This is a genomic window from Acinetobacter sp. GFQ9D191M, assembly GCF_011174875.1.
Lineage (GTDB): Bacteria > Pseudomonadota > Gammaproteobacteria > Pseudomonadales > Moraxellaceae > Acinetobacter.
Genome location: NZ_JAALGV010000037.1, coordinates 1 through 2,897, shown reverse-complemented (window position 1 = coordinate 2,897; position 2,897 = coordinate 1). Strand labels below are relative to the sequence as shown.

Sequence of the window (2,897 nt, the reverse complement as noted above, 5' to 3'; positions counted from 1 at the left end):
CAAGCACCACAAACATCAAAACGAGTTCAATCAGCAGCTCGCCCAGGACATCGTGAAGAGCCGACTCAAGCAAAGTCATGACAGATTGCAAAGCCTGGTCGATCAACACAACGAATTAACCCAGAACAAACCCTTACTGTTTGGAAAAAAAGCCTGGGAAGCCCAACGTGACGAGGTTTATCAGGAACACAAAAAACTGAAAGGTCAGCATGAACACCAGAAAAAACATGGTGTGAAGGATTTATTGGAAAATGAAAAGTTCAAAGAACATGCCTGGAAGCAGTACCAACAACAACATCCGGCCAAAGCCAAGCAATACCAAACTCTATACTCAACCTATCAAGTTATTAAGAAATGTGTGAATGAGATCAAAGCAGAACAACAGATGAAATTCAGACAAGAACAACAGCTCAAAGCACAGCAACATGCGCCTAAAATGAAATCTCGTGGCATGAGTCGATAAACAGAGCGAGTGTCTACGAGCGAACTGAGAAAATTTGCCCTTTCCTTTCCCTGATTACAAGCTCCCTATCCATCAATCACCTGCATATCAGAGCATCCCGCATGGGTGCGAACTTTCCAAGTTTGATCCCTAAACCGAGCGTAGCGAGAAAAAAAGCTCATGAGCGAAGCGAATTCCGAGTTGCTTTTGATCTTGCTTTTGCTTTTTCTCAAATTCACGAAAATATGAACCAAAAATTGCCCCGACGAATCGAGCGAAAGCGAGATTCAATAGAGTTTGAGCGAAGCGAAAACCAAGGGCAATTTTTTACTCCCTGGGCTTTTAATTATTTTTAAGCTTTTAAATGCTTTTAATTAAGCTGTAATCCTTTATTCATAATGGTTCTAGAGATATTAAAACGAGGTTTACCTTGCATTAAAACGAGGTTTACCTTGCATTAAAACGAGGTTTACCTTGCATTAAAACGAGGTTTACCTTGCATTAAGCGAGATAATTATATAACCTCGTCTTATTGAATTAAAAATATAATCTTTTCATATGAAAACAGAACTAGTTGTTAAAGATAACGCCTTAATCAATGCCAGTTATAACCTCGATCTAGTTGAACAGAGGTTAATTCTCCTAGCTATTGTTGAAGCAAGGGAATCGGGTAAAGGGATAAATGCTAATGATCCACTAACAGTTCATGCTGAAAGTTATATTAATCAGTTTGGTGTACATCGAAATACGGCTTATCAGGCGTTAAAAGATGCTTGCGATGACTTGTTTGCAAGACAATTCAGTTATCAGAGTCTTAGTGAAAAAGGTAACACTATTAATCACAAATCAAGATGGGTGAGCGAGGTGGCTTATATTGATAATGAAGCTGTCGTTAGACTTATTTTTGCCCCTGCTATTGTGCCTTTAATTACTAGGTTAGAAGAACAATTTACAAAGTATGAAATACAACAAATAAGTAATTTAACAAGTGCTTATGCTGTTCGTTTATATGAAATATTGATTGCATGGCGTAGTACTGGAAAAACGCCTCTCATAACTATGTATGATTTTAGACAAAAAATAGGTGTACTCGAGACTGAATACAAACGAATGTATGATTTTAAAAAATATGTTTTAGACATTGCATTAAAACAAGTAAATGAACATACCGATATTATTGTCAAAGTTGAACAGCATAAAACAGGTAGATCTATTACTGGTTTTTCATTTAGCTTTAAACAGAAAAAATCAGCCACGCATTCAGTCGAATCTAAAAGAGATCCGAATACATTAGACCTCTTTTCAAAAATAACAGATAAACAACGCCATCTATTCGCCAACAAGCTCTCAGAGCTTCCTGAGATGAGTAAATATTCACAAGGCACAGAAAGCTATCAGCAGTTTGCTGTACGTATAGCTGCCATGCTGCAAGATGCAGAGAAATTTAAGGAATTACTTCCTTTACTCAGAAAATTAGGATTTCAATGACATTGTTAATTGAAATTGTTAAGTTAACAGTCAGGTATTAACACAAGTTGAAAACTGGTTTACATAATGAAAAAACTGTCAGTTTCAGAGTTAGCTAAGCTTTATGGATATTCAAGACAAGCCATATATGCACATATAAACAAAGGAAATTTATCTAAAGGATCTGATGGATTAATTGACTTTTCAGAGGCCCTAAGAGTTTTTGGGGAACCACAAAAAAAAGAGGATACAGTCAATCAAAGTCAATCAATTAACAGTCAAAACTTGACAGAAGTTGACTTACTAAAACGTCAAGTTGACATACTGGAAAAACAATTAAATCAGGCAATACAGAGAGAAAATCAATCTTTAGAACGTGAATCGTTTTATCAAGAACAGATTGAAGCTATGCAGCGCTTACTAGAAGCACCAAAAGCCAATATGACTACCTTTACCGATCAGAGCTTTAAACAGGATATAGCAACGGATCCTCGGTCGGAACTAGCAACGAACTATGACGAATTGACTACTCCTCAGCAAGACAATAAGCGTATTCCTATCCCGGAGCATGTTGAACCAGAACAGAAGAAGAGAGGCTTCCTAAGCCGCTTTTTCCTTCCATATGGTTAGCCAAGACTCCAGTTTTTTGAAGAGCCAATTTCAGTGCAAGCACTTGAAATAATGACTCCTCAAAAAACCGGATGATGTTTATTAAAACTGAATAAAACCGTGGAACATCGCTCAATTAGTGATCGTGGAACATGAATAATCAATAAAAAGCCGTTCTGGTGCCCTATACTCCAGAACGGCTTACGTTAATATAATGATATTTAAAGAGAAATATCAAGCATTTCGTATAAGGTGTATTATGTTAATTTTAGATAAACTATAGAATCCATTAGTTTTTAAACCAATAAATTAAATATTTTATGGAACTCCAGAATATTTATTCAGGCGATACTTAAGCAATAAGGGTAGGGTGATTACA

The 2,897-nt window shown here is 36.5% G+C and carries 4 protein-coding genes; all 4 read left to right on the top strand.

The genetic code is table 11. The features are described from left to right. The coding region (locus G5T77_RS07055) for a hypothetical protein (protein WP_166135615.1) at positions 1-463 on the top strand (463 nt) is incomplete at its 5' end. A 101-nt stretch (positions 464-564) separates the two neighbouring features. After that, complete coding sequence (locus G5T77_RS07050) at positions 565-798, top strand: hypothetical protein (protein WP_166135612.1); 234 nt, start codon at positions 565-567, stop codon at positions 796-798. Between the two features lie 202 nt (positions 799-1,000). Further along, the gene (repM, locus tag G5T77_RS07045) at positions 1,001-1,930 is read left to right on the top strand and encodes a replication initiation protein RepM (RefSeq protein ID WP_068553070.1); all 930 of its coding nucleotides are present in this window, start codon (positions 1,001-1,003) and stop codon (positions 1,928-1,930) included. 66 nt (positions 1,931-1,996) lie between these two features. Next, entirely contained in the window at positions 1,997-2,539 is a 543-nt protein-coding gene (locus G5T77_RS07040; RefSeq protein ID WP_004896925.1) for a plasmid replication DNA-binding protein, read from the top strand. Positions 2,540-2,897: the final 358 nt, after the last annotated feature.